This window comes from Mannheimia sp. USDA-ARS-USMARC-1261 (assembly GCF_000521605.1).
GTDB lineage: Bacteria > Pseudomonadota > Gammaproteobacteria > Enterobacterales > Pasteurellaceae > Mannheimia > Mannheimia indoligenes.
In genome coordinates this window covers 724,281-747,440 of sequence record NZ_CP006942.1, presented here as the reverse complement: position 1 = coordinate 747,440, position 23,160 = coordinate 724,281, and the positions used below count along the sequence as shown (strand labels likewise).

Annotated in this window: 17 protein-coding genes; 6 read left to right on the top strand and 11 right to left on the bottom strand. The window is 39.7% G+C overall.

What is annotated here, in order from left to right; genetic code table 11:
• Positions 1–20: 20 nt before the first annotated feature.
• From X781_RS03615 to X781_RS03600, 4 genes are all read right to left on the bottom strand, one after another.
• The gene (locus X781_RS03615) at positions 21–1,568 is read right to left on the bottom strand and encodes an ATP-dependent nuclease (RefSeq protein WP_025235609.1); all 1,548 of its coding nucleotides are present in this window, start codon (positions 1,566–1,568) and stop codon (positions 21–23) included.
• A gap of 18 nt (positions 1,569–1,586) precedes the next feature.
• Positions 1,587–2,954 (bottom strand): nucleotide 5'-monophosphate nucleosidase PpnN, encoded by a 1,368-nt coding sequence (gene ppnN / locus X781_RS03610; RefSeq protein WP_025235608.1) that lies wholly within the window; start codon positions 2,952–2,954, stop codon positions 1,587–1,589.
• Between the two features lie 163 nt (positions 2,955–3,117).
• Entirely contained in the window at positions 3,118–3,876 is a 759-nt protein-coding gene (tcdA, locus tag X781_RS03605) for a tRNA cyclic N6-threonylcarbamoyladenosine(37) synthase TcdA (protein ID WP_025235607.1), read from the bottom strand.
• A gap of 79 nt (positions 3,877–3,955) precedes the next feature.
• The gene (locus X781_RS03600; protein ID WP_025235606.1) at positions 3,956–5,884 is read right to left on the bottom strand and encodes an ABC transporter ATP-binding protein; all 1,929 of its coding nucleotides are present in this window, start codon (positions 5,882–5,884) and stop codon (positions 3,956–3,958) included.
• A gap of 123 nt (positions 5,885–6,007) precedes the next feature.
• Between X781_RS03600 and X781_RS03595 the strand changes: the two genes are divergently transcribed.
• The 3 genes from X781_RS03595 to X781_RS03585 all read left to right on the top strand — a co-directional run bounded on the left by X781_RS03595 (position 6,008) and on the right by X781_RS03585 (position 12,164).
• A complete protein-coding gene (locus X781_RS03595; RefSeq protein ID WP_025235605.1) occupies positions 6,008–9,325 on the top strand; it encodes a DEAD/DEAH box helicase family protein in 3,318 nt (1,105 codons plus the stop codon).
• Positions 9,326–9,397: 72 nt separating this feature from the next.
• A complete protein-coding gene (locus X781_RS03590; RefSeq protein ID WP_025235604.1) occupies positions 9,398–10,558 on the top strand; it encodes a restriction endonuclease subunit S in 1,161 nt (386 codons plus the stop codon).
• A gap of 49 nt (positions 10,559–10,607) precedes the next feature.
• Positions 10,608–12,164, top strand: a complete 1,557-nt coding sequence (locus X781_RS03585) for a type I restriction-modification system subunit M (RefSeq protein WP_025235603.1) — start codon at positions 10,608–10,610, stop codon at positions 12,162–12,164.
• An 81-nt stretch (positions 12,165–12,245) separates the two neighbouring features.
• On the opposite strand, the gene X781_RS03580 is transcribed toward X781_RS03585, so the two are convergent.
• The 4 genes from X781_RS03580 to X781_RS03565 all read right to left on the bottom strand — a co-directional run bounded on the left by X781_RS03580 (position 12,246) and on the right by X781_RS03565 (position 16,211).
• The gene (locus X781_RS03580; RefSeq protein WP_025235602.1) at positions 12,246–12,575 is read right to left on the bottom strand and encodes a type II toxin-antitoxin system HicB family antitoxin; all 330 of its coding nucleotides are present in this window, start codon (positions 12,573–12,575) and stop codon (positions 12,246–12,248) included.
• On the bottom strand, positions 12,568–12,843 hold the full coding sequence (locus X781_RS03575) for a type II toxin-antitoxin system HicA family toxin (protein WP_025235601.1): 276 nt from the start codon (positions 12,841–12,843) through the stop codon (positions 12,568–12,570). The genes X781_RS03580 and X781_RS03575 overlap by 8 nt, the downstream gene beginning before the upstream one ends.
• Before the next feature lie 196 nt (positions 12,844–13,039).
• On the bottom strand, positions 13,040–15,733 hold the full coding sequence (gene gyrA, locus X781_RS03570) for a DNA topoisomerase (ATP-hydrolyzing) subunit A (RefSeq protein ID WP_025235600.1): 2,694 nt from the start codon (positions 15,731–15,733) through the stop codon (positions 13,040–13,042).
• 97 nt (positions 15,734–15,830) lie between these two features.
• Complete coding sequence (locus tag X781_RS03565) at positions 15,831–16,211, bottom strand: pyrimidine dimer DNA glycosylase/endonuclease V (RefSeq protein ID WP_025235599.1); 381 nt, start codon at positions 16,209–16,211, stop codon at positions 15,831–15,833.
• A 64-nt stretch (positions 16,212–16,275) separates the two neighbouring features.
• On the opposite strand from X781_RS03565, the gene ubiG reads away from it, so the two are divergent.
• Both ubiG and ttcA read left to right on the top strand, forming a co-directional pair.
• Positions 16,276–16,989, top strand: a complete 714-nt coding sequence (ubiG, locus tag X781_RS03560) for a bifunctional 2-polyprenyl-6-hydroxyphenol methylase/3-demethylubiquinol 3-O-methyltransferase UbiG (protein WP_025235598.1) — start codon at positions 16,276–16,278, stop codon at positions 16,987–16,989.
• A gap of 61 nt (positions 16,990–17,050) precedes the next feature.
• Positions 17,051–17,992, top strand: coding sequence for a tRNA 2-thiocytidine(32) synthetase TtcA (gene ttcA, locus X781_RS03555; RefSeq protein ID WP_025235597.1), 942 nt, complete (start codon positions 17,051–17,053; stop codon positions 17,990–17,992).
• A gap of 139 nt (positions 17,993–18,131) precedes the next feature.
• Here the strand turns inward: ttcA and malM are convergent, their stop codons facing one another.
• The 3 genes from malM to malK all read right to left on the bottom strand — a co-directional run bounded on the left by malM (position 18,132) and on the right by malK (position 21,599).
• Entirely contained in the window at positions 18,132–19,028 is an 897-nt protein-coding gene (malM, locus tag X781_RS03550; protein WP_025235596.1) for a maltose operon protein MalM, read from the bottom strand.
• A gap of 83 nt (positions 19,029–19,111) precedes the next feature.
• The gene (locus tag X781_RS03545; RefSeq protein ID WP_025217808.1) at positions 19,112–20,383 is read right to left on the bottom strand and encodes a maltoporin; all 1,272 of its coding nucleotides are present in this window, start codon (positions 20,381–20,383) and stop codon (positions 19,112–19,114) included.
• Between the two features lie 97 nt (positions 20,384–20,480).
• On the bottom strand, positions 20,481–21,599 hold the full coding sequence (gene malK / locus X781_RS03540; RefSeq protein ID WP_025235595.1) for a maltose/maltodextrin ABC transporter ATP-binding protein MalK: 1,119 nt from the start codon (positions 21,597–21,599) through the stop codon (positions 20,481–20,483).
• A 357-nt stretch (positions 21,600–21,956) separates the two neighbouring features.
• On the opposite strand from malK, the gene malE reads away from it, so the two are divergent.
• Positions 21,957–23,147: a maltose/maltodextrin ABC transporter substrate-binding protein MalE gene (gene malE, locus X781_RS03535; RefSeq protein ID WP_025217810.1), complete on the top strand. Its 1,191-nt coding sequence runs from the start codon at positions 21,957–21,959 to the stop codon at positions 23,145–23,147.
• Positions 23,148–23,160: the final 13 nt, after the last annotated feature.

The following is a 23,160-nucleotide window of genomic DNA, read 5'->3' as shown; positions in this document are numbered from 1 at the left end:
ATTTAACCGCTTGTTATTCGTTATTTTCTAACCAACGCTAACACATCAGCAAATAATTTTTTAAATAGAGGTGGGACACTATGTTCGCCTCTATTTCTCATCTCATTCGCTAAGGCTATGGCTAAATCAGGCTTAGAGCTTTTTTGAATAGCTCTTTTGATAATATATGAAACCGGATATTTTTCCTGAGAACGCCAATTTGCAAGGCGAATAAATACATTACGCAAACCTGCTTTATAGAAGAAATGTTCAATGTCTTTTTGCGGCAATGCCGTTAAGCGTTGAGCAAAATCGTCATCTAAACTTTTAACGGTTTCTGCGTAGCGTTTGCCTGCATCATCGCCATCAGTTAAGACATACCATTCAATCCCCATCGCTCTTACATATTTAATAAGAGGGCGTAAACCGCACTGAGCAAATTCGACAATTTTGATGCCTTCCATTTCTAAGTTGATCTCTAATAATTTTGCCAGCTCTTCTAAAATCCAAACTTCGGTTTCCCCTTCTACTAAGATCCACGCTTTTGCAAATAAGGCTAATCCTCTGTTGTGATGGATATGGAAGGTTAATTTACGCAGATCTTCTCTACCGATGCTTTGACGTTCCAACCAATAGGCTTGAGTGTGAGAGTCATAACGCACTAAACGACCAATTTCGCGTAACGGCACTTGTGAAAGCAATTCAATGGAATTCGTTGTGGTAATACGTTGGCTGGGTAGAACGCTGAGTAGCTCCCAGAAAATCGCCACCATTCGAGGGTGTAAAAACGCATTAAAATCTTCAAATAAGATAATCGGTTTTTCAATAACTGTTACTTTAGGCTTAAAAAGAAAAAGATCTGAAATATGCTGTTGAACCAGCTCCACCAACTCTTCATTTTGCTTTAAACGCAGACAGAGTGATTTTACTTTTTCCCACCACAATGTGGTGTCTTGCATACTATTTTTCATTAAATGGCGGCTTTGGCTGGTTAAAAAATAGTATTTCAGTAAGGAAGAAAGAGCGTTTAATTCACGCTGAAAATCGGTATCAGGCTGATTGTAACCATTAAGTAATAACTCGTTATGCACTCTTTTATTTAGCCGTGCATCACGTAAGCGGAAAACAGGATGATGATAAATAAATTGCTTAATCCATTTTTCCGCTTGCTCAATGTGGATAGGTTTTAAGTCTTGATCGACAAACTGATATTCAGTGCCAATCTGCTCAGCTAACAATCTTCCTGTTACTTTTAAGGAAATGCACCGTTTGTTCTCTAAATAAAATGAACAGAACGACAATGCAGGAGGAAGTTGAAGTAACGAGCTATCGTCAGCAATTTCTTCACAAAAAGTGAAAACAAGCGTGATGTCTCGCACTTGGTTTGGCGTATCGCTATATTGAATATGGAAATCTTTAAACTGGAATTGGTACAATTTATGTTCTAAGTTAAAAATTAAGCTTAAGGCATCAATCAGGCTCGATTTCCCCCACGCATTTTCGCCAATTAACACCATATTTGGACGTAATTGTAGCGATAAATGATTAATTCCCCGAAAGCCACTGATTTCAATATGTTTTAGATACATACCGCCCCCTTATTACTACTATTCTTTTACAATTTCATAGCAAGGTTGATAAGCATCTCCCGTTGGGATTTTCATACGATGTTGAACCACAAAACTTTCGAGTAATCTATCCATATGATCCATTAATTTGCGATCGCCCCGTAATTTAAACACGCCATATTGTTCAATCAAATCGGAAGTTTCAGGCTTAATGTTACCTGCCACAATGCCTGAAAATGCTCGTCTTAAATTCGCCGCCAGCTGCTCTTTTGACTGCTCCAGACTTAAATTCAGATTTGCCATACTTTCGTGAGTTGGAATAAATGGCGTAATAAAATCTTCTTCGATTTTTAAAGACCAGTTGAAATTATAAGCATCACCACTTTCATAACGACTGTTTTTTACTTCCACCATCGATTGCTTCACTTTACGAGCAACCAATACAGGGTCATCAATAATAATCTCATACAGGCTGCGAGCCTCTTCGCCTAAGGTATCGCCAATGAATTTATCAATAACATAGAAATAATCGGCAGATTCTTTCGGTGCGGTTAAGATAAGCGGTAATTTTTGCAACTTATTTTGCGGATTTAACTTAATGCCGATAATATACAGCAGCTCTTCCAATGTGCCCGGTCCGCCCGGAAAAACCACAATAGCGTGCCCAAGACGAACAAATGCTTCCAAGCGTTTTTCAATATCAGGCATAATCACTAATTCATTGACAATCGGATTTGGTGGTTCAGAGGCGATAATCGACGGCTCGGTAATGCCAATAAAACGCCCGTTTTTATAACGCTGATTAGCGTGCCCGATGGTAACACCTTTCATCGGTGCTTCCATTACACCCGCACCGCAACCTGTTACAATATTCAGCTCACGTAAACCAAACTCTTGACCTACCGCTCGGCAATATTGGTATTCAATGTCATTAATAGAATGACCACCCCAGCAAACCACTAAATTCGGGTCAGTGTTCATCTCTATCGCTTTTGCATTACGCAAAATCGAAAACACAATATTTGTGGTTAGCGTTTCTACTGATGTATTTTCAAGCGGTGGAATTGCCTTTTTTAAAGCATTAACAAAGATAATATCCCTTAACACCGCAAAAAGATGATACTGAATATTTAAAATCATCTTACCATCAACAAAGGCTGTTGGTGGTGGGTTGTGCAACTCTAGCGATACCCCTTTCTCTCGGGTTAATAATCGAATTTCAAAATCAGGATATTGATTTAACAAGGCACGGCTATCATCAGTATGCACGCCTGAATTCAGCACCGCTAATGAGCAGTTACGATAAATTTGATATAAATTGCCCCGTGTATTTTTAGCTAATAGCTGCATTTCCAAATGAGAAAGTTGCTCCATACTGCCTTTAGGGTTAATTCTGTGTACTGCCATTTTTTCTCCTTGCTATTTGTAAGAAATTCCATAAATGTGGGTAACCTTAAGTCATTTGCAAAAAATTACTCTTTTTTATTCACAATCCTTGTAAGGATTGTTCACGGCTTCGCCGCCGTTGGCTAGCCAACGTTCAAAAAGCTCCGCTTTTTGTGACCGCTTGTTACTTCAATAGTTTCTCAATAACACGGCTTACCGCAAAAAAACCGAATGTTGCAGTAACCATTGTAACTGCCCCAAAGCCATTAGCACAGTTCATCGTGGCGGATACTTCACAACCCTCGCCCATTTTCGGGAAAATTAATTGTTGGGTGGATGAAACACAATCCACGCCAAATTTACTCTTGTTGTTAAAGCCATACTCTTTACGCAACAGGGTACGAACCCTTGCCGCCAGTGGATCTTGCACCGTTTTGCTTAAATCGGTAATTTGAATTTGGGTCGGGTCAGTCTGCCCGCCTGCCCCGCCGGTGGTAATTAATTTGATTTTATTACGCTTACAGTAAGCAATCAACGCCGCTTTGGTTCTGACCGAATCAATCGCATCAATCACATAATCGTAGCCACGATTGAGATAGTCAGGGATATTTTCAGGCGTGATGAAATCATCAATAATCTCCACTACACACTCAGGATTGATGCGTTCAATACGTTCTTTCATCGCCTCAGTTTTCAACTGAGCCACTGTGCCACTCATTGCGTGAATTTGGCGGTTGATATTGGTTACGCAAATATCATCCATATCAATCATCGTAATCTTGCCAATGCCTGAACGTGCCAACGCCTCCACCGCCCAAGAACCCACTCCGCCAATGCCGATCACGCAAATATGCGAACGGCGGAGCTTTTCCAGCCCTTCCGGTGTGTAAAGGCGACCAATGCCGCCAAAGCGTTGTTCGTAGTTGTCTAGTCTTTCTGTCATTTTATGTTACATCTGTAGGGGCGAAAAATTTTTCGCCCAATCATTTTAGCCAAAGGGAGAATAATAATTCGCCCCTACGTTAGATATTTCCGTTTTTAATATTTTCCAGCTCTTCCCAACGCTCAAAGGCTTGCTCTAAGGCAGCTTCGGTGTCTGCCAATTTTTGCAGTTTTTCGTTGGTGTAAGCCTGATCTTTTGAGAAGAAATCCGCACTGTTTACTTCAGCTTGTAGAGCTTCAATTTCAGCTTCTAAAGCTTCCATTTTTGCTGGCAGTTCTTCTAGCTCACGTTGGTCTTTATAGGAAAGTTTGACCTTTTTCGCCTCAGTTTTGGGTTTCTCTTGCTTAGGCTCTTCTACAAGCGGTTCTTTTTTAGTGGAATTTTGCAAATTATTAGCACGAGTTGCGTGGTAATTATCTTGCTGCTGTTTAGCATCAAAATAGCCGCCGATGTATTTATTCAGCACACCGTTGCCTTCAAAGAAATAGCACTCCTCCACCGTATTATCAATAAATTGACGGTCGTGGCTGACGACCAACAATGTGCCTTGATAATCAGCTAACATCTCTTCTAATAGCTCTAAGGTTTCTACATCCAAATCATTGGTCGGTTCGTCCAGAATCAACAAGTTATTCGGTTTTAGCAACAATTTTGCCAATAACAAACGATTACGCTCTCCACCCGACAAGGCTTTCACCGGGGTCATCGCCCGTTTCGGAAGGAACAAGAAATCTTGCAAATAGCCTAAAACGTGGCGTTTTACCCCATTTACTTCTACATCTTGCTTACCGTCCGCTACATTGTCCATCACCGTTTTTTCTAAATCCAATTCGGCACGGTATTGGTCGAAATAAGCCACTTCCAATTTTGTACCACAACGGATTGTGCCTGAAGTGGGCTGCAATTCGCCTAACAGTAATTTGATGAACGTCGTTTTACCGCAGCCATTCGGACCAACCAACGCAATTTTATCGCCACGTTGAATGGTTGCCGTAAAGTTTTGCAGTAAGTTCTTGCCCTCAATTTCATAGCTTGCATTTTCAAGCTCAAATACAATCTTGCCCGAGCGTGCGGTTTGGTCGAGCTGAATTTTTGCCGTGCCTTGCACTTCTCTGCGATTGCGGCGTTCTTCCCGCAGGGCTTTCAACGCACGCACACGCCCTTCATTACGGGTACGGCGGGCTTTAATGCCTTGACGAATCCAAACTTCTTCTTGGGCGAGTTTTTTGTCAAACAACTCATTTTGTAGAGCTTCAACCCGCAAATCTTCGGCTTTTTCTTCCAAATATTTATCATAATTGCTCGGGTAAGAGATCAACTTACCGCGATCTAAATCCACAATCCGGGTTGCCATTTTGCGGATAAAGGAACGGTCGTGGGAAATAAAGATAATTGCCCCTTTAAAATCGAGCAATAAATCTTCAAGCCAAGTGATTGCCTCCACGTCTAAATGGTTGGTTGGCTCGTCTAATAATAAAATATCCGGATCCGCCACCAACGCACGAGCAAGAGCCGCACGGCGAACCCAACCGCCCGAGAGTTCGCATAAGCGTTTTTCAGGATCAAGCTCCAATAATTTCAAAGTATCTTGAATTCGATTTTCAAACTGCCAACCGTTGTTATGCTCTAATTGAGCTTGAATATGGGATAACTTCGCCAACAGTTCATCGCTGTAATCTGTCAGCATTTGTTGCGAAATGTGGTGATATTGCTTTAAAAGTTCGCTTAAATGGGCGATTCCTTCTGCAACATAATCAAATACCGTATCTTGAATATGGCGTGGTGGGTCTTGCTCTAAACGAGTAACCACAATATCTTTCTCAAAAATTAGCTTTCCGTCATCAAGCTGAACTTCTCCGGCAAGCACTTTCATTAAAGTCGATTTGCCCGCCCCGTTTCTTCCTACCAAACAAACCCGTTCATTTGGTTCAATGTGTAATTCGGTGTGATCTAATAAAGGATGATCGCCAAAACCTAAATAGGCGTTGGATAAATTAAGTAGTGCCATAATCTTCTCAGCTAGAAAAAATGAAGTTGATTTTAACAGATTCCAAGCAGAAATTTGATATAAATTGCATTCACTGCTTTCTAAATTTATACTTTCACCAATAATAAAAATAGGATAGTGATTATGTCGTTAAAATCTGTCAATTTTGAGTTCTTACGCCCTGATTTTGAGCTGCTTGCCGACTTAGCGGCGTGTGCTGAAAATGTATTATTTTCTGATGCAGGAAGTACATTGGTTCGTTTACGCAGTTTTGCGGAAGAAACTGTGCGAGAAATTTACCGTCAAGATCATCTGCCCTCTCTCCCAAAGGCTAACTTTTACGAGCTACTAAACGATAATGTATTTAAAAAACACATTGATAAACGCCTATTTTTAATGCTTGATAGCTTGCGTATTCACGGTAATCCAGCCGCTCACGGCAAAGTAGTGAATAATCGCCAAACGGCAGAAACTTGCTTAAAAACCGCACATAACATCGCAAAATATATGGCGATTCGCTATCTTGCAAAAAAATTAGAAAATCTACCCGCTTACCAAGCCATTAATGACCCAGATATTATTCAAAAAATACGCCAAGCAGATTATGAAGCATTACAAAATGAGCTTGAGCAACTCCGACAAACACTTTCTCATCAAAAACAGCTAAACGATGTAGAACTTGCCAATATTCAAGCACGAAGTGAGCAAACTGCCCAAAGTTTACAATGGAATGAAGCAGAAACACGCCGTTTAGTTATTGATGCAATGCTAGCTCAAGCTCATTGGAATTTACATAATCCCGAAGAAATTGGGCTAGAAGTAGAGTTGATAATGTCTGACGGCACAAAAGGTTATGCCGACTATGTGCTATGGGGCGATAATGGACAGCCACTTGCCGTGGTAGAAGCGAAACGCTCTGCCAAAAATGCGATGCTTGGGCGAGAACAAGCTCGTCAATATGCTAATGCTTTTGAAAAAGCAGGCTTTCAACGTCCTGTTATTTTCTACACAAACGGTTATGAAACCTACATTTGGGACGACAAACAATACAATTCACCTCGTCAAATTTTTGGGTTATACAGTAAATCTAGCCTTGAATATTTGATTTATCAACGTACTTACCGTGATAACAATTTAGAAAATGATAATCCTGATCTCAGCATTGCAGGACGAACCTATCAAATTGAAGCAATAAAGAGCGTTGCGAGTGCATTTTCCGAACAACGCCGAAAAGCCTTAATCATTCAAGCAACAGGCACAGGCAAAACACGAGTGGCAATTGCTTTAACTAAATTACTGCTTGTTAAAAATTGGGCAAAACGAGTGCTATTTTTATGCGACCGCCGAGAGCTACGCAAACAAGCGGATAATGCCTTCAAAGATTTCTTAGGCTCGGAATCTCGTTGTGTAATTGGCGAAACAAACGAAGTCCCTAAAGACAGCCGAATTTATATTTCTACCTACCCAGCGATGATACGTCGTTTTGAGCAGTTTGATGTTGGCTTTTTTGACTTAATTATTGCAGACGAATCACACCGCAGTATTTACAACAAATATCGTGATTTATTCGATTATTTCGACTCTCTACAACTTGGTTTAACCGCAACGCCAGTAAGATACATCAGCCGTAACACCTTCCAAATGTTTGGCTGTGAAAGCACCGACCCAACTTATGCCTATGGTTTTGAAGAAGCCGTAAACGATGGGCATTTAGTGCCTTACCGAGCATTAGACTTAACTACCGAATTTTTGCGTGAAGGCATTCACTACAACGATTTAAGCGAAGAACAAAAACGCCAACTAGAAGAAGATTTAGGTGAAGAGATTGCACAAAATACGACTATTGAAGGCAAAGATATTGGGCGAAAAATTTTCAGTATTTCAACCGACAAAGAAATTTTAAGTAACCTCATCAATAATGGAATTAAAGATGAAACCGGCACACTGGTTGGCAAATCGATTATTTTTGCTCAACGCCAAGACCACGCTGAACATTTAGAAAAGCTATTTTGTGAAATGTACCCAAACTACAGCAACCGAGTGTGCAAAGTTATTCATACTAATATTGCCAAAGTAGATATGCTACTCGATGAATTTAAACAGCCTGATAATGATTTCCGCATTGCCATTTCCGTTGATATGCTAGATACGGGCATTGATATTCCAGAAGTGGTTAATTTGGTATTTGCTCGACCGGTAAAATCGCAAGTAAAATTCTGGCAAATGATTGGACGAGGCACACGCCTACGCCCGAATTTATTTGGCGAAGGCAAGCACAAAACACAGTTTTATATTTTTGACCACTACGGTAATTTTCGCTATTTTGCAGAAGACTACCAAGAACCGGAAGATATTACGAGCAAATCATTATTACAGCTACTCTTTGAAGAGCGAGTGAAATGCTATCAAACTGCATTAAAACAAAGCAGTTTCAACGCCTTTGATTTAATGGTGGAACTTATCCAAAAAGACATTGCCGACTTGCCTGAAAACAGTGTTTCAGTAAAGAAAAATTTACGCACCGTGCATTTACTCCAACAGAGTCAATTACTCCAAAAAGCTGATGCCCAAACGCAACAACTACTTATTGGGGAGATTGCCCCATTAATGGGTTTTCGTACGCTACAAGACAAAGAGGCTGCAGCCTTTGATAAACTCATTGTTCAAGCACAAACTAACCTGATGTTAAATAACAGTAGTTTTGAAAATAACCGTAGCGAAATTTTACAAAAAATTAACCGCTTACCTGTGAATTTACAAGTAGTGAGAGCGAAACAAACTTTTATTGAACAAGTTAGAGGTGCTGAATTTTGGCAACAGATTGATGTGATGAAGATCGAGCAAATTCGCCAACAATTGCGAGATTTAATGAAATACTTTGAGGGAACAGGCGGAGGTTATCCATTCGGCACATTAACCACCGCCACCCAAGACACCGCACTTGAAGGGCGAATTGCACCTTACATTGGCGAGCAAGAACTTTCAATTTATCGTAATCGTATAAAAGAGGTATTTAAATCTCACTTAACGCAAAGCCCAGTATTACAAAAAATCCGCAATGGCGAAGGCGTAACCCAAGAAGAAATGGCAGAACTTAGCTCGCTGATTTTAACCAACTGCCCAGATATTAGCCAAAATATCTTAACCTCATTTTTCGGGCAAACGGCTGATGAATTACAATACCGTTTGCGGGCAATGGTCGGCTTAGACACCGATTATTTAGAAAAACATTTTGAGCAGTTTATTCACCAAAATGGAACGCTCTCCAGCAAACAGGTACGTTTTTTAAATCTGCTGAAAAATTTTATTGCCACACACGGCGGCATTAAAGAGCTGGAAAGCCTCTACCAAGCTCCATTTACCAGCATAGATAGTTTAGGCATTGATGGCGTATTCGACACCACAAACCAAGCCGATATGCTAATTGAAGTGATTAAACCCTTTATTATTAAAGATTCATAATCGGATATTAGCTTGACTTTGAGATAGCAAGCGGTTGAATTTTTGGAAAGTTTTGCAAGTTAGAGATATGAGATGAATTATAAAATTGAAAAATTAAAAGATGTTGCACAAGTTATAACAGGGAAAACCCCCTCAACTTCTAATCCTCTATTTTATGGTGGCAATATTTCTTTTATAAGTCCTGCTGACTTAAATAATAGCACTATTGGAAAAACAAAAATTACTCTAACAGAAATTGGTGCTAAGCAAGTTCCGCTACTACCTAAAAATTCAGTATTAGTTTCTTGTATTGGTAATTTAGGAAAAGTAGGTATATTAGATAAATCAGCTTGTTTTAATCAACAAATTAATGCTCTTGTTTTTGATGAAAGTAAAATTCTTCCTAAATATGGATTTTATTTCTCCCTTACTTTACAAAAAGCATTGGAAAAGGCAGCATCAAAAACGGTTATTCCGATAGTAAATAAAAGTAAATTCTCAGATTTAGAAATTAGCTATCCCGATCTTCCAACTCAAACCAAAATCGCCCAGATACTCGACAAAGCCGATCAAATTCGCCAAAAGCGAAAAAAAGCCATTGAGCTTGCTGATGAATTTTTAAGATCGTTATTTTTGGAAATGTTTGGCGACCCTGTGGTTAATCCGAAGGGGTGGGAAGTAGAAAAACTAGTAAATTTATCAGTAGCGAAGCCAACATATGGGGCTGGAGCAAGTGCAATTTCTTATAATCATAAATTCAGATACATAAGAATTACAGATATATTAGAAAATGGTACACTTAATAATGATAAAAAATCGGCTGAGATTGATGAAAAAGAAATTGAAAAATATCTTTTAAATGATGGAGATATACTATTTGCTCGTTCAGGTGCAACTGTTGGGAAAACATTTTTATTTACTGATAAAATAGAAAAAAGCATATACGCAGGCTATTTGATTAGATTTCAAATAAATAAAAATAAAGTTTTACCTGAATATATTTTTAATTTTACTAAGACTGCAGCATATCAATCTTGGGTAAAATCTCATATGAAAACTGTAGCTCAGCCCAATATAAATGCCCAACAATATTCTGATTTAGAAATAATTATTCCTCCTATGGAAATACAAATTAAATTTGTTGAAATAGTAAATAAGATAGAAAAATATAAAGAAAACTTAGGGAAACAAGTTCAATTTTCGGACGAACTTTTCAACTCTCTTAGTCAGCAATATTTTACAAAAGCGGAATAATTAATAACAAGCGGTCGTTTTCCGCCAATTTTTTACAAAAGGATACATTATGCTAACAGGCAATATACGCCATCAAATTGATACATTGTGGGAAAAATTTTGGACGGGTGGTATTACTAATCCACTTACAGTAATTGAGCAAATTTCTTATCTTATTTTCGCTCGTATGCTTGATATGCAAGAAAGTCTTGCCGAAAAAGCGGCTACACGAGGAGCAAAATTTGAGCCGATTTATCCGCAAATACCTGAAGGGCAAAAATTGCGTTGGAGTAATTTCCGCCATTTATCAGGGCAAGAGCTTGCAGTGCATTTAAAACAAAATGTGTACCCTTATTTTGCAGAAATCGGTAATAAAGGCAATTTCGGGCGGTTAAGCGAGTATATGAAAAATGCCGATCTCGCCATTCAAAATGAGAGTGTACTCACCTCTGCAATTGAACTAATTGAGGCTCTGCCACTTAATTCAAGTGATGTAAAAGGCGATATTTATGAATATTTGCTTTCAAAATTAACCACCGCCGGCATTAACGGACAGTTCCGTACACCTCGCCATATTATTGATTTAATAGTGGAAATGACCGAACCTCAACCAACAGAAACAGTATGCGACCCTGCCTGTGGTACGGCTGGTTTTTTAGCTCGTACAATGGAATATCTAAACCGCACACACTCTAGCGAATTCGGTAAATTTACCGATGACGATGGCAATATGATTTATTCAGGCGATTTACTTGAAGAATATCGCTCTCACATTAACGAAAAAATGTTTTGGGGCTTTGATTTTGACAGCACAATGTTACGTGTTTCAAGTATGAATATGTTGTTACACGGTGTTTCAGGAGCCAATATTCTTTATCAAGATAGCCTCAATAAAAGCATTCTTGACCGATACCCTGCACAAGCGGAAAACTTTTTCGATGTTATTTTGGCAAATCCGCCATTCAAAGGCAGTTTAGATGAAAGCAACATTAACCCGAAAGTAGCTTCAATGGTTAAAACCAAGAAAACAGAATTACTCTTTACTGCACATATTCTCAATATCTTAAAAGTAGGTGGACGAGCAGCAGTGATTGTGCCGGATGGTGTATTGTTTGGCTCAAGTAACGCTCATCAGCAATTACGCAAACATCTATTAGAAAACAATCAATTAGAAGGGGTTGTCAGCTTGCCAAGTGGTGTATTCAAACCTTATGCGGGCGTTTCTACTGCTATTTTGTTATTTAGCAAAGGGGGTTCAAGCAATAAAGTATGGTTCTACAACGTTACCGCTGATGGCTATTCATTAGATGATAAACGCTCGCCTGTTGCAGAAAATGATTTACCCAAAGCTCTCAGCTCTTGGAAAACCTTCAAAGCGTTACTCAATAACAACGCCGGCGAAGATGAAATAAACGCAATATTCGGTGATAAAACCCAAGCAGGTTTTGTGGTAGATAAAGCAGAAATTACCGCCAATAAATATGATTTATCTATCAACCGTTACCAAGAAGTAATATATGAACAAGTACAATACACTCCGCCAGCAGAAATTTTGCAGTCTCTTAAAACGTTAGAACAAGAAATTTTGTGCGATTTAAATGAGCTGGAGGAGATGTTGAAAAAATAGCAAAACAAGCGGTTGTTTTCTCAGATTTTTTGCAACTTGCAAAACTTTATGAAAAAACAACCGCTTGCATTTCCAATAGCTTCACACGCTTTTTGCTAATGTTTGGCTGATCCATTCATTCAAACTTAAATTTTCTGCTGTTGCTGCCATAACAGCGGCTTTATGTAGTTCTGGCGATAGGCGAATGTTAAACTTGCCAGAATACTGTTTAAATGGCTCAATATTTTTCTTTTCACACATTTCGAGAAAAACATTTAGGCTGATTTCGCCTTCTTTCTTAAGTTGGGCAACATTATCTGCATAGAAATCCGCTCCACCATTTAAGCCAATAAATTCGCCTCTAAATAATTCGGTTTCAGGATCGTATGCAATCACAGCTTTATAGCCATTAATTTCCATAATATTACGCATAAGGAATCACTCCGTTTTCAGATAACCATTTTTTGATACTTGCTACCGCACCTTTATCGGTATCGGGATTTGGGTGAGGTCTATGAAAAACTCGGACTTGCTCAAATAACACAACCGCAATTCGGCTACCTTCTCGCTCTTCAATCTCAGCCCCTAACTCAAGAAATAGAGCTTCAATATCTCTCCACTTAATATTGGCTGAAATAGGCTGTGTATAAATTTGACGTAACGTTTTGTGAGATTTTCGCTTTAGATGAATTAATACCATAATTTAGTACCATTTTAAAGTAAAACCTCTGATACTGTACTAAATTTCAAAGAAGGTAGGGAAAGTAAAACTGGATTTTTCGATGCAGATCGCAAAAATAGGTGTTGAAAATAGCAAGCGGTCGAATTTCCCCAAATTTTTGCAGATTGATTGTTTGCAAAATTCTCTGAAAAAACGACCGCTTGTTTTGTTAAGATTATTCTTCTGTTGAAGTTTCTACAATCTCTGCGTTTTCAACCGTTTCGATGTTTTCATCATCTTCTTCAGGCTCACACACTCGTTCTAAACTCACAACGTGTTCATCTTCTGCGGTGCGGATAATGCGAACACCTTGGGTGTTACGTCCCACTAGGCTCACTTCCGCCACTCGAGTGCGAACTAGCGTGCCGGCATCGGTAATCAGCATAATTTGGTCGGTATCGAACACCTGAACTGCCGCAACCACCTTGCCGTTGCGTTCGTTCACTTTGATTGAAACCACGCCCTTAGTCGCACGGGATTTCACCGGATATTCGCTAATCACCGTACGTTTTCCGTAGCCGTTTTGGGTTACGGTGAGAATATCGCCTTCGGTGCGAGGAATTACAAGGGAAACCACTCGGTCGGTGTCTAAGCTCACGCTTGTTGAATCTTCCGCATCCTCATTTTCAATTTCGATGATTTCTGCTTCTTCAATCTCTTCACTTGAAATTTCAGTGGTGGATAGTTTGATACCACGTACCCCTGTTGCAGTACGTCCCATTGCACGCACAGCTTTTTCCGCAAAGCGAACCACTCGACCTTGTGCTGAGAAGAGCATAATTTCGCTCTCGCCGTCTGTGATGTCCACGCCGATTAATTCATCGCCTTCGCGAAGTTTTAACGCAATTAGACCGCTTGATCTGACATTGCTAAACGCATCTAGCGAAACTTTTTTCACCACACCGCTTGCGGTTGCCATAAAGATAAATTTATCGGCACTAAATTCGCCGTTTGGAATTGGTAGAATCGCCGTAATACGTTCGTTTTCTTCTTTCACGAGTGGCAGAATATTCACAATCGGCGTACCTCTTGCTCCACGACTTGCTTGCGGTAATTGGTACACTTTTAATTGATATAAACGACCACGACTTGAGAAACAGAGAATCGTATCGTGGGTATTTGCCACCAATAGTTTTTCTATAAAGTCGTCTTCTTTCATTTTGGTTGCAGACTTACCTTTACCGCCACGGCGTTGAGCTTCGTAGTCGGATAACGGCTGATATTTCACATAGCCTGCGTGAGAAAGTGTTACCACCACATCTTCTTGAGCGATTAAATCTTCAATGTTGATATCGCCTGAGGCTGCGGTAATTTCGGTACGGCGTTCATCGTTAAAGGTGGTTTTCACTAATTCTAACTCTTCACGGATCACTTCCATTAAGCGTTCCGGGCTGGTTAAAATGTATAATAATTCGCCAATTTCTGTGAGTAATTCTTTGTACTCTTCAACAATTTTTTCGTGCTCTAAGCCGGTTAAACGGTGTAAGCGTAACTCTAAAATTGCACGGGCTTGGGCTTCTGATAAATAGTATTGACCATCACGTACGCCTAAATTTTCCGGTAAATCTTCCGGACGAGAGGCATCTACGCCTGCCGCCTCTAACATTGGAGCCACATTACCCAATGCCCAAGGACGAGCCAATAAGCCTTCACGGGCATCTTCTGCGGTTTTTGAGGCACGGATTAATTCGATAACCGGGTCAATGTTCGCTAACGCAATCGCTAAACCTTCTAAAATATGGGCACGTTCACGGGCTTTGCGTAATTCAAAAATCGTACGGCGAGTTACCACTTCACGGCGGTGTTTGACAAAGGCTTCAATAATTTGGTGTAAATTCAAGACTTTTGGCTGACCGTTATCCAACGCCACCATATTGATACCAAAAGTAACCTGCATTTGGGTTAGAGAGTAAAGGTGATTTAACACCACTTCGCCCACTGCATCACGTTTGATCTCAATAACAATCGAGATACCTTTTTTGTCTGAATAGTCATCAATTCGGCTGATGCCTTCGATTTTTTTTTCTTTCACTAATTCAGCAATTTTTTCGATAAGTTTCGCTTTATTGACTTGGTAAGGCAACTCAGTTACTACAATTTGCTCACGACCTTTATCGGTGGTTTCCACGCTCGCTTTCGCACGCACATAAACCTTGCCACGCCCTGTACGGTATGCTTCTTCAATCCCTTTGCGACCGTTGATAATTGCCCCGGTTGGGAAATCCGGTCCCGGAATATAGTGCATTAACTCTTCAATGCTAATATTTTCGTTGTCAATGTACGCCAAACAACCATCTAGCACTTCACCTAAATTGTGAGGCGGAATATTGGTTGCCATACCCACCGCAATCCCCGATGAACCGTTTACTAACAAGGCTGGAATTTTGGTTGGAAGTACGTCAGGAATCATCTCTTTGCCATCATAGTTCGGCGAGAAATCCACGGTTTCTTTATCAAGGTCGGTTAATAATTCCTGCGTAATTTTCTGCATACGAACTTCGGTATAACGCATCGCCGCCGGCGCATCACCGTCAATTGAGCCAAAGTTACCTTGCCCGTCCACCAACATATAACGCAATGAGAACGGTTGAGCCATACGCACAATGGTGTCATACACCGCAGAATCACCGTGCGGGTGATATTTACCGATTACATCACCCACCACACGGGCTGATTTAACGTGCGGTTTGTTATAGGTGTTGCTGTTTTGATCCATTGAGAAAAGTACACGGCGGTGCACCGGCTTTAAACCGTCTCGCACATCAGGTAATGCACGCCCTACGATGACCGACATCGCATAATCAAGGTAAGAGGTTTTTAACTCGTCCTCAATACTTACGGGAATAATATCTTTGGCTAATTCGCTCATTGAAATTTCCTAATTTGATAGTAAAGAATTGCCTAAACTCAGGCGAAAAATCGGCAAGATTATAGCATAAAAAGTGTTAAAAAGGGCGTACAAGCGGTTATTTTCTTGCAGTAAATCGCGGATTTACCGGCATTCTTAATGCAATTCTCTCACAATTCACCGCCAATGCGGTTTCTGTCGGCTCATAATCCAACCAAAGCGAAGGTTCGTCAGGCAAATTCTCCGCCCAAAAATATTGCACATTAAAGCCTCTTGCCAAGCACTCTTCGTGCAGTGCATCGTAACGTTTTTTCAGAAAAGCGAGTTTGTTGAAGAAAAAACGCACGTGTCCTTCACCTAATTTATAATCTGCCGGCTGACCTTTTAGGCTGAATTTCCCTTTCGCAACCGCATTCGGAATACGAGTCAATTCACGGTGTTCGGCTAGTAAATGTTGATCGCACAATTCCTCTGGTGGTACAAGGTTTATCCTTGTCATTTTAATTTTCCTTTTAGGTTAAATGCGTTATAGTAACGCCTTAAATTTACCATAGGAACAACTTATGCAAAATGTCGATCAGCAAGAAATCACAAAATTTGAAAAAATGGCACAGACTTGGTGGGATCCAAACGGCAGTTTCAAACCGATTCACCTGCTTAATCCGCTACGTTTGTCTTATATTTTAGAAAAATCGAACGGGCTATTTGGCAAAAAAGTATTGGATGTCGGCTGCGGTGGCGGTATTTTAAGCGAGGCAATGGCAAAACAAGGGGCGATAGTAACAGGCATTGATATGACCACCGAACCGCTTGAAATTGCCAAACAACACGCTAAAGAAAGCGGTTTAGAGATTGATTACCAACAAACCACGATTGAAAATTTTTTGGAAAAAATGACCGCTTGCAATGCAGAAAAATTCGATGTGATAACCTGTATGGAAATGCTCGAACACGTGCCTGATCCGCTTTCGATTATTCAAAGCTGTAAAGCGTTATTAAAGCCCGATGGGATTTTATTTTTCTCCACCATCAACCGCACCTTTAAAGCCTATATGCTTGTGATTATCGGGGCAGAATATGTGCTGAAAATGCTCCCGAAAGGCACGCACGAATTTGAGAAATTTATCAAACCAGCGGAATTATTGGCGTGGTGTGATCAAGCTAATTTGCGTTGCACAGAAATGAAAGGCTACCATTTCAACCCATTAACCGAAAAATTCTGGCTGAACAATGATGTGAGCTGTAATTATATCGCTACACTCAACATCAATAATTAACTTGCAAAATGGAACGAAATCTTTACTATACACCGCTTGATTTCTTAGGCTTTTTTATATGATGACAGACGATATTCAACAAAAATCAGAGAAAAAAATCACTTATAATTTCAATAAGTTACAAAAACGTTTACGCCGCAATGTGGGTAATGCGATTGCCGATTTTGGTATGATTGAAGAAGGCGACCGTGTGATGGTGTGCCTTTCCGGTGGTAAAGACAGCTACACATTATTAGATATTCTATTAAACCTGCAACAAAGTGCTCCGGTAAATTTCAGCATTGTTGCCGTAAACTTAGACCAAAAACAGCCTGGCTTTCCAGAAGATGTTCTCCCAAGCTATTTAGAAAGTATTGGCGTGGAATATAAAATTGTGGAAGAAAATACCTATGGCATCGTGAAAGAGAAAATTCCGGAAGGCAAAACCACCTGTTCACTCTGCTCTCGCCTACGCCGTGGTATTTTATACCGCACCGCTACCGAGCTTGGCGCAACGAAAATCGCACTTGGACACCACCGTGATGATATGCTGGCAACACTATTTTTAAATATGTTCTACGGCGGCAAAATGAAAAGTATGCCACCAAAACTGATTTCTGATGACGGCAAGCAAATTGTGATCCGCCCGCTTGCTTATTGCAAAGAGAAAGACATCATCAAATATGCCGAAGCGAAACAGTTCCCGATTATTCCGTGTAATCTCTGCGGCTCACAGCCGAATTTACAACGCCAAGTGGTAAAAGAGATGTTGAACACTTGGGATCGCCAATATCCGGGCAGATTAGAAACGATGTTCAGTGCCTTGCAAGATATTGTGCCATCGCACTTATGCGACCCAAATCTATTTGATTTCAAAGGGATTAAACACGGTCAAATGATAGAGGGTGTGGAGGGCGACACAGCTTTTGATAACATCAAAATCGAACCGAAAACCTTCTTAGATGAAGATGACGACAATAATTTTACCGATGCAGGCGTGATTCAATTTAAAGCAGTAAACTAAATCTCAAGCGGTCAAATTTTCAGGAAACTTTGCAAATCTTCCCTAAAAAAGCACCCTATCAGATTATCCTGATAGGGTGTTGATGGAGAGTTCTCCATTCGATGACAAGGAAATGTCTATGAAAAAAACAATAAATAAATCAATTTGAACTTACATTTTTTAAGAAAATTTGGCGTGGAGAAGTAAGTCCTAATTTTTCTGCCTCATTAACTAAATTCATCGCTCTGTTAATATCTTTCGCTTTAATTGCTTTCATTACCGCCTGATTAAAATAGGCTTCCGTATCTTTATCAACTGCTGTTTTTACTGCAACCGGATTTTCTTTTAGTGGCATCTGTGCAACCGTTTTACCTACCGGAGTTGCCGCTTTATTTGAGTTGAAAATTTCAGTCGGTAAACCGATAAATTTTGTACCGTTTGAGCCGGAAACATTAATGTGAATTTGCCCTTTTAAACTATGCACTACTTCAATATCGTTAATTGCCGGTGGTTGTTTACCTGTTGCTTTTGCATAAGTTTTTGCCGGGTGTGGCATCATCGTAGTTTTGGCTAAATCTTGCTGCGTAGTATAAATGAGCAAATAAATATACTCTTGGTTCATTGCCGGCGTTAAATTAAGTTCTGCCCCTAAACGACTGCCTTTTAGCCCTCGTTCTTCTAATAATTTAAATTCAGAAGAAGGGTATGTTGCTGCCACATTAAAGTGGCTATCTAATACTACAGCTGTTGGTACAAAAACATTTTTGTCTATCACCGGGCTTTCAATTTCAATTTCCAATGTCCCTTGATTTGCCGGAATACGATAGGCAGCAATTGGACTGGCAATACCGGCAAACGAAGCGGTAAATGCTTGTTTATGCTGTTCATTTAATTCTGTTTTTACAGTTTGCGAGAATGGCACATCTTGCCATTGAATTTGAGCTAATTCAGACGAGTTAATATGAATAGGTTTAACTGCCAAATTATTTGCCATACTCGGAGATGCCACAAAAAGATGGGCGAATAATATTGCTGTTGAAAGAAGCGTTTTTTTCATATTAACCTCTAAAAATTGTGAAAAATGATAATGTGATTAAATTGTGGGTAGGTTACCGCCCTACCCACAGAACTGTTTGATGATTACCACCAAGCTTCAAATTGAACACCGGTGATAAACTCGCCGTCTTTAGCTTTGTAACCAGCATCAGTACGAGCTTTGGTGTTGAATTTATCATTCCAATGTGCGTAGGTACCAAACACACGGATTGCAGGACGAGCCCAAATGCTGTTACCTGCTTGCCACTGTTGTGCAATGGTATATTTCACTAAATCATTTTTCTTGCCTGTTGCTTGATCTTTAATGCGATCATAACCAACTTCTAATAATGTGCTCATTGTATCGTTCCATTTGTACATTGGGCGAATACCGGCAGAGTACCAAGTTTTACCTTGTTTATTATCTAGTTTTGTTTTTTCGTAGATTAAGGCATACATTACTTCAACTTTATCACTCGCTTGTACTACCCCTTGGTTGATTAAACGAAGCATATTGCCTTTATTATCTGCTTTCGAACCCTGTGCGTGACCATTATTCCAAGAAGTCATAGAGTCGGTTGCATATTGTGCAGTAAATTTATTGAAGCCACCAAAGAAATTACCTTGGGTATATTCCGCTGTTACCATATAACCGTTTTTGGTCGCTTTTTCATTATTGAGTTTAGTACCATCTTTAGTATGAGCATTGCCATAATCAAAGCCTAACTCTAATGAGCCGTCTTTCCAAAGTTCAATACCTGCTAAGCGAACATCAAAAATGTCGTTATATACATCTTTTTTCGCATCGCGGTTATTTACATACGCTTTTTTAGCATAGTCATAGTAATAAGAGAATGCACCGTCTTTCTCTGTATCACGAGTTACCGCTAAAGAGAGTTTTCCGAAGCCTAAATCAACATTTTCAACCCCAGCACCCGGACCTGAAATATCCCAATAGTAGAAGTCGTTCATATGAACATCGTGGCGTTGGTAAAAACGTTTACCAGCCCATAAGGTTGCACCCGGTAAGCTATCCGCAAAGTTTTTGAATTGTACGTTTAATTCACGTAATGCCGGGCTGGTTTCTGTCCAGTCGTTGTTGTGAAGCGTACCGCCATAAGCAAGGTTAGTATCAAAATAGATGGATTTCTCACCACTTTTGAATAATTCCTGACCTAATTTCAATTCTGCATAGGTATCAGATTCGTTACCTAAACGGTATTTTGAACCACCACCATTAACAGTAAATGCCGATTGTTCACCACCACCGGATGTCCAACCGATACCTGAACGAGCGTAACCGTGAAAATCGACCGCTGATGCACTGGCTGCGAACATTGCACCGCTGATTGCAACTGCTAAGACTGTTTTTTTCATAATAGAACCTCTCTTAAGATTTGATTTTACTTAGGTTAAGTATTAATTGATTAGAAGATGGAAAATATCTCCTAAAATCAGTAATAAGCTGAAATTGTTATACCCCTTTTTCAACAAACAAACGTTTGCAAGCTGTACCGTCTTCCTTAAATAAATGGCAACGTTCCGGCAAAATGCCGATATTCATATCGTCGCCTTCATTGACTAATACCACATCATTTTGACGATAAATTAAGGTTGGTTGTTTGATTTCAGGAATCTCTAGGTGGATTTGTGTTTCATTTCCAAGCAATTCCACTACTTGCACAATACCGTGTAAGGTTACTTGAGTTTGATCCGAAGGAAGTAAATGCTCCGGGCGAATACCTAAAGATAGGTTATCTCCAACGTTTACTCCTTCTCCGGAAACCGGAATCCAAAAATTATGATGATTTGCATCAGGTAATTCTATTTTTACTCGTTCCGCCTCTACATCAATAACTTTTACCGGTAAAAAGTTCATTTTAGGTGAACCGATAAACCCTGCTACAAAACGGTTTGCCGGATAATGATAAAGTTCTAACGGCTTGCCTACTTGAGCGATACCGCCAGCATTTAATACCACGATTTTGTCTGCTAATGTCATTGCCTCAACTTGATCGTGGGTAACGTAAATCATAGTGCGGTTTAATTTTTTATGTAATTTGGAAATTTCTACCCGCATTTGCACACGCAATGCTGCATCAAGATTGGAAAGTGGCTCATCGAGTAAAAATACTTCCGGTTGGGAAACTAGCGTTCTACCAATGGCAACCCGTTGGCGTTGCCCACCGGAAAGGGCTTTAGGTTTGCGGTCTAGTAAGTGAGCAAGTTGTAAAATTTCGGCAACTTGATTAACTCGCTGCTCCCGTTCTGCTTTACTCACACCTGCCAGCTTTAATCCAAAAGACATATTCTCAGCAACATCTAAATGCGGGTAGAGGGCATAGGATTGAAACACCATACCGATACCACGTTTTGAAGGCTCTATTTCATTCATCAGCTTTCCACCGATATAGAGTTCTCCTGTCGTAATATCTTCCAAACCTGCTATCATTCGTAATAGCGTGGATTTACCACAACCTGACGGACCAACGAAAACAACGAATTCCCCTTCATTAATTTCTAAATTAATATCTTTAGAAATATGAACATCACCATAGGATTTTCCCACATTACGCAATGATACATTCGCCATAATTAAACCTCTTTTTTGCTTTTGCTTGTGGTTTGAATTTAGGCTGAATGGTCGCCTTTTTATCTAAAGAAGAAATCATCCTAGAATACTTTTTTTTAGGGTTAGAGCCTTAATTACGCAAAGAACGCCCATTTAAAGAAATTTAATAAATTTTGTGATCAAGCTCTCATTTTTAACGCTTTTTTTTGTGAAGCAGATCACAAAATGATGAAAAATGTTACTTAGATCATACTTTTAGTTCGGGGGGCGTAGAGCAAAGGGTGATCTCAAATAGATTCTATAGCCCATAATTTGACATAATTTAATAAATGGGTTGTTTCATATCCATTTCTTTTATTTAACTTCAAGGAGTTTTTTATGAAAAACAAATGTGCCAAATTCACCTTAGCTACTCTTGCTACTTTAGTTCTTTCCGGAACAGTAATGGCAAAAATGACGGAAGGTAAACTCGTTATTTGGATTAATGGTGATAAAGGTTATAACGGGCTTGCTGAAGTCGGTAAGAAATTTGAAAAAGATACCGGTGTTCAAGTGTTAGTCGAACATCCAGATAGACTTGAAGAAAAATTTGCACAAGTTGCCTCAACTGGTGATGGTCCGGATATTATGTTCTGGGCTCACGACCGTTTCGGTGGCTATGCACAATCAGGTTTATTGGCTGAAGTGAACGTAAGCAAAGAATTTAAAGATAAATTTGTCGATTTTGCTTGGGATGCAGAAACCTACAATGGCAAAATTATCGGTTATCCGGTTGCGATTGAAGCTATTTCGTTAATTTATAATAAAGATTTAGTTAAAGAGGCTCCTAAATCTTGGGAAGAAATTATTGAGTTAGATAAAAAACTCAAAAAAGACGGCAAAAATGCAATTATGTGGAACTTATCCGAACCATATTTCACTTGGCCGATTGCAGCTTCAAATGGAGCATACGCATTTAAATTTGCTAACGGCAAATACGATCCAAAAGATATTGGTGTGAATAATGAAGGTGCAGTAAAAGCATTACAGTTTGTAGTGGATATGGTGAAAAATAAACATATTAGTGCCGATATGGACTACGCTGTGGCTGAAGCATCCTTTAATAAAGGACAAAGTGCCTTAACCATCAATGGTCCTTGGTCTTGGGGCAATATTGATAAAAGCGGTATTAAATATGGTGTAACTTTACTGCCGACATTAAACGGTCAAGCCTCTAAACCATTCGTAGGGGTATTAAGTGCTGGTGTAAACAGCTCAAGCCCAAACAAAGATTTAGCTAAAGAATTCTTAGAGAATTACTTACTCACCGATGACGGTTTAGACGCAGTCAATAAAGATAAACCTTTAGGTGCAGTGGCGTTAAAATCTTACCAAGAAAAATTAGCCGCTGATCCTCGTATCGCAGCAACGATGGCAAATGCGAAAAACGGCGAAATTATGCCAAACATCCCGCAAATGTCTTCTTTCTGGTATGCCGAAAAATCTGCTATCAATAATGCAGTAACCGGTCGCCAATCAGTGAAAGAAGCATTAGATGATGCACATTCACGCATTCAAAAACAACAATAATTATTCATCATTC

Coding starts and splice junctions, on each gene's coding strand:
- X781_RS03615 (WP_025235609.1), bottom strand. CDS start 1,568: ATGTATCTAAAACATATTGAAATCAGTGGCTTTCGGGGAATTAATCAT.
- ppnN (WP_025235608.1), bottom strand. CDS start 2,954: ATGGCAGTACACAGAATTAACCCTAAAGGCAGTATGGAGCAACTTTCT.
- tcdA (WP_025235607.1), bottom strand. CDS start 3,876: ATGACAGAAAGACTAGACAACTACGAACAACGCTTTGGCGGCATTGGT.
- X781_RS03600 (WP_025235606.1), bottom strand. CDS start 5,884: ATGGCACTACTTAATTTATCCAACGCCTATTTAGGTTTTGGCGATCAT.
- X781_RS03595 (WP_025235605.1), top strand. CDS start 6,008: ATGTCGTTAAAATCTGTCAATTTTGAGTTCTTACGCCCTGATTTTGAG.
- X781_RS03590 (WP_025235604.1), top strand. CDS start 9,398: ATGAATTATAAAATTGAAAAATTAAAAGATGTTGCACAAGTTATAACA.
- X781_RS03585 (WP_025235603.1), top strand. CDS start 10,608: ATGCTAACAGGCAATATACGCCATCAAATTGATACATTGTGGGAAAAA.
- X781_RS03580 (WP_025235602.1), bottom strand. CDS start 12,575: ATGCGTAATATTATGGAAATTAATGGCTATAAAGCTGTGATTGCATAC.
- X781_RS03575 (WP_025235601.1), bottom strand. CDS start 12,843: ATGGTATTAATTCATCTAAAGCGAAAATCTCACAAAACGTTACGTCAA.
- gyrA (WP_025235600.1), bottom strand. CDS start 15,733: ATGAGCGAATTAGCCAAAGATATTATTCCCGTAAGTATTGAGGACGAG.
- X781_RS03565 (WP_025235599.1), bottom strand. CDS start 16,211: ATGACAAGGATAAACCTTGTACCACCAGAGGAATTGTGCGATCAACAT.
- ubiG (WP_025235598.1), top strand. CDS start 16,276: ATGCAAAATGTCGATCAGCAAGAAATCACAAAATTTGAAAAAATGGCA.
- ttcA (WP_025235597.1), top strand. CDS start 17,051: ATGACAGACGATATTCAACAAAAATCAGAGAAAAAAATCACTTATAAT.
- malM (WP_025235596.1), bottom strand. CDS start 19,028: ATGAAAAAAACGCTTCTTTCAACAGCAATATTATTCGCCCATCTTTTT.
- X781_RS03545 (WP_025217808.1), bottom strand. CDS start 20,383: ATGAAAAAAACAGTCTTAGCAGTTGCAATCAGCGGTGCAATGTTCGCA.
- malK (WP_025235595.1), bottom strand. CDS start 21,599: ATGGCGAATGTATCATTGCGTAATGTGGGAAAATCCTATGGTGATGTT.
- malE (WP_025217810.1), top strand. CDS start 21,957: ATGAAAAACAAATGTGCCAAATTCACCTTAGCTACTCTTGCTACTTTA.